3 protein-coding genes are annotated in these 4,272 nt (G+C 77.2%); all 3 read right to left on the reverse strand.

What is annotated here, in order from left to right; all coding sequences use genetic code 11:
- Positions 1-119: 119 nt before the first annotated feature.
- The 3 genes from AB6N24_RS22735 to AB6N24_RS22745 all read right to left on the reverse strand — a co-directional run bounded on the left by AB6N24_RS22735 (position 120) and on the right by AB6N24_RS22745 (position 4,233).
- Entirely contained in the window at positions 120-1,058 is a 939-nt protein-coding gene (locus tag AB6N24_RS22735) for a hypothetical protein (RefSeq protein WP_412871629.1), read from the reverse strand.
- A gap of 306 nt (positions 1,059-1,364) precedes the next feature.
- Positions 1,365-2,762, reverse strand: coding sequence for a GGDEF domain-containing protein (locus AB6N24_RS22740; protein ID WP_412871630.1), 1,398 nt, complete (start codon positions 2,760-2,762; stop codon positions 1,365-1,367).
- A 163-nt stretch (positions 2,763-2,925) separates the two neighbouring features.
- Positions 2,926-4,233, reverse strand: a complete 1,308-nt coding sequence (locus AB6N24_RS22745; RefSeq protein ID WP_412871631.1) for a methyltransferase — start codon at positions 4,231-4,233, stop codon at positions 2,926-2,928.
- Between the last annotated feature and the right edge of the window lie 39 nt (positions 4,234-4,272).

Here is a 4,272-nt window from a genome sequence, read left to right on the forward strand (position 1 = left end):
AGCTCGACGTGGCGCGCCGGGCCGCCGTGCTCGACGGGCCGCGCCTCCCGCTCGATGGCCGGGCGGCCCGCGCCCCTGCGCGAGCCGCCCGAGCCGTCACCGCACCCCGAGCGCGTCCGTCAGGCGTCGCAGCCGATCTGCTCGGTGCCGAACGCGACGTCGTCGAGCCACAGGTCGAACTCGGCCGGCGTCGTGCCGCCCTGGTAGAGCTGCCAGCCGACCTTGACCTCCCCGAAGTCCGGGAAGACGAACGGCACGTCGGCGCCGCCCGCGGTCTCGGTGTCGACGGTGAGCTCCTCCTGGAGGTCCCCGTCGATCCAGACCTGCACGCGGTTGTCGGACGCGTCGAGCTGCCACTCGACGCACTGCCAGCGGTCGGCCACCGACGGCGACGACTCCTGCCAGCTCGTCCAGTCGCCGGTCGGGCCGCCGTCGGAGCCGACACCCCAGAAGACCCCCGGCACGGTCGGCGCGTACTGCCCGACGATCGGCCGCACGACCCCGGCGCCCTCGCCGGACGCCTCGACGAGCGTGTAGTGGGCCCAGTCGGGCGCGGTCGGGAACTCGTCGACCTTGACCCGGATGCGCCCGTAGAAGCTGTTCTCGGGCGGATCGACGGGGATGACCATGAACGCCCGGCCGTTGTCCGCGGTGTGCACCCGCAGCGCGTGGGCCTGCCGTCCGCGCTGGCCGGGACGTCCGTACGGCCCGGGCTGCTCGGTCCGGATCTTCTCCACGGTCAGGGTGCCCGCCCGCGTGTCGATGCCCCAGCGCATGCTCGCGGCGCCGCCCACGGGGAGCCGCTCGAAGTCCTCGCAGAACAGCAGGCTCGCGTCGGCGCACACGGTCCGCGGACCGCCCCGCCCGTGGCGGTCGACCTCGTCGGTGCCCCCGCCGGCGCTGGCCCCGGAGGCGCCCACGGCCACCGCCGAGGCGGCGAGGGTCGCGGCGGTGGCGGTGAGTGCGACCGCCCGCCGCCCGCGTCCCGGCGCGCCACCCCGGGTGCCCGCCCGGTGCGGTCCCGGTGCTGTCGTGTGCTGTGCGATCGGCTTCCTCATCGATGCTCCCCTGCTCGTGCGAAACCCTCGGTGACGGTCACGTGCCGCCACGGCGACGCTGGACGACGCCGGGCCCGCGCAGCGTAGGGAGCGGTGGGCGCGCGCCGGAACACCGGACGCGCGTGGGGCTCGCACTTGTTCGATTAAGGCGTCGCACGCGCGGGTGCGCACCAGGGAGCCGGACGCGCACCCGGCCCACCGGACGCACGCCCGCGACGTCGGACCTCGCGCGGGGCGGCGTTGAGTCCTCGCGCGCGGCGACGTCGAGACCTCGCGCGCGGCGGCGTCGACGGGCCCGCGGTGGCGTCAGCGCGCCCCGTGCACCGCGACGTCGACGAGGGCCTGGAGCGCGTCGGCGATGGCCTCGTCCGTCGGCCCGTCGGCGCTGGTCTCGACCTCGACCGACCACGGCGAGTGCTCGACCGTCACGCTGCGCACGTTCGTCGAGTCCGCGGACGGCGTGCCGCCACGGGCGATCGCCGCCGGCACGCCGTCGCCCGCGTCGCGCAGGACGGTCCAGGTGGCGCCGCCGAGCGCGCTCGTGGCCGCGGCGGCGAGCGCGCACAGGCGCGTGACCGCACCGGTCTGCGCGCCGACGATCGCCGCGACGCCCGCGGTGATGAGCCGGTCGACCGTCACGGCGTTCTCGGCGAGCTCACGGCGCTTCGCGAGGGCCGCCCGGGCCCGGCTGCGCTTGGCCTGGTACTGCGCGGCGTCCGCCCGGCGGAACAGGGTCCGCGGCTGCTCGACGCGGCCACCGGCGCTCGAGGCGATGCCCCACGAGATCGCGGCGCCGTGCGCGAGCGGGAAGCCCTTGACCGTCGCGGAGATGACCTGGCTGACCTGCGAGCGCGGGATGCCGGCGGTGACGACGCAGAACTCGTCGCCGCCCAGCCGCGCGGCGGTCGAGCCGGGGAGCTGGTCCTGCACGCGGCGCAGCACGTCGGCGACCGAACGCAGCAGGTCGTCGCCCGCGTCGTGCCCGAGCTCGTCGTTGACCCGCTTGAGGCCGTCGACGTCGCACATGACGATGCACGTCTCGAGGCCCGTCTGGAGGGCCTGGTCCGCGGCGTGGTCCGCGACGCGGCGGTTGCCGAGCCCGGTGAGGGGGTCGTCGGCGATGAGGTGGCGGACCTGGTCCTCGAGGTCGACGCGCGCGACGGCGCCCGCGGCGAGCGCGCACAGCACCTCCGCGGCGGCGAGGTCGTCGACGCCGAACAGCTCGCCGCTCGTGTCGCGGCTCGCGTAGAGCTGGCCCCAGACCTGCCCGTTCACGACGATCGGGCTCGCGAGCGCGCTGATCCGGTCGAGCTCGCGCAGGCTCGCGACCTCGACGGGGTCGCCCGTGAGCTCGACGTCGTCCACGTCGTCGCGCACGTGCGCCACCCAGCTGCGGCGGTCGCGGATGAGCCCGCGCAGCGCGGGGCGCTCCTCGGCGCGGAACGCGGTCCGGGCGAGCACGGACTCGCGGTCGTCGGGCTGGAGCGACTCGACGGCGAGCACCGTGCAGGTCTCCTGCTCGATGCGGCAGAACGCCGCGGAGCGGGCGTCGAGGAGCGCGTGCGCCATCGCGGCGGCCACCTCCGCGACCTCGGACAGCGTCTGGCAGCGCTCGAGCCGGTGCGCGGCGAGGCCCAGGCCGCGCACCCCGCTGGTCGCGGGTGCGGCGGGGGCTCCGGCAGCTCGTCCTCGTGCAGGCGTCACGTCGCCATCATCCGGCACGCGGACCCGTCCGCAAGGCCGTACGGACCGTTCGGGTGAAAGATCCCGGTCCGTCGTCCAGGTCGAGCGAGGTCCCGCGGGCGGGTCCGGCGCCGCCCAGGGGCGCGTCCCCGGCGTAGGGCCGGCCGGTGCGGGTCGTCGCAGGTCAGCGGCGGTCGAGCAGGTAGATCCGCGGGTGGTGCCCCTTCGCGAACACGCGCACCGCGGCCCGCTCCTGCCACAGCCCGGACGCGACGCGCAGGCAGCGCTCCATGACCGTGATCTCGTGGGTGAGCACCACGAGCCGCCCGCCGGGCGCGCACACCGCGTGCGCGGCCTCGAGCAGCTGCGCGTGCACGGCGGCGCTCGTCGCGTGCGAGCCGTGCGTCGTGCCCCACGGCGGGTCGACGAGCACCAGGTCGAACGGCCCGGCGTCACGCCAGGTCCCACCCGGCGCCAGCACGTCCGCGACGTCGAGCCGGACCTGGTCGGTCAGCCCGGCGGCGGCCACGTTCTCGCGCGTCGCGGCGACCGCGTCCGCGGACACGTCGACGCCGAGCGCGACGGCGGCGGGGCCGGCGAGCAGCCGCTCGACGAGGAGCGTCCCCGACCCGCACATGAGGTTGACGACCCGGTCGCGCGCGCGGACGCCCGCGAGCCGCACGATCGCCGCCGCGATGGTCGCGTTGACGGCCCCGGGGTAGTCGGCGACGCGCCACTCCCGCGCGGACAGCGGCGGCCCGCCGAGCCGGACGAGCACGTCCCAGCCGGCGTCCCCACCGGCGCCGCCCGCCCGGTCGGCGCTTCCCGCGCCACCCGCACGGTTCGCGCCACCCGTGCCCCCAGCGCCACCGGCGCCGCCCGCACGGGACCCGGGGGTGCGGCGGAAGCGCACGAGGATCTCGCCGTCGTCGGCGCGGTGGTCCATGCGGCTGGCCTCGGAGAGCAGCGCCGCGAGCCGCTGGAACACGCTCGACTCGCGTCCGGCGGCCTCGAACCGGAACGTGCGCCGGGCACCGAGGCGCGCGGAGGCGTCGAGCGCGGCGGCGATCCGTGGCAGGTGCTCCCCGCTGGTGAGCGACTTGGGCCGCGGCACGTCGAACGTGAGGACGGCGAACACCGCGACCGCGGTCCGGAGCCGGAGCAGGCGGGGGTCGTCGAGCGGGCCGCGGTGCGTGAAGGCGAGGGTGTCGTCGCGCCCCGGCACCGGGCGCGGGGGGCTCACCGGTGCCAGCAGCTCGGTGACCTCCGCCGCGACCACGTCCGCCAGGCCGGGCAGGAACGTGACCTCGATGCGGTGCGTCGCGGCGGTGCGGGCGGGTGCGGGGCGGCGGTCCGGGCGCCGGTCGCCGCGCTGCGGGGTCGTCGCCCGGGCGTCACGACCGCGGGGCGGGCGGCTGCCGCGGCGCCGGCCCGGGGCCCGCCCGCGGTCCCCGCGGCGCCGAGCGCGTTGACGTAGACGCCCACGCTCCACGGCTCGATGGTCGCGGCGAGCCGCCGGCACGTCGCGGAG

Origin of the sequence: Cellulomonas jepli, from assembly GCF_047229345.1 — a bacterium.
Lineage (GTDB): Bacteria > Actinomycetota > Actinomycetes > Actinomycetales > Cellulomonadaceae > Cellulomonas_A.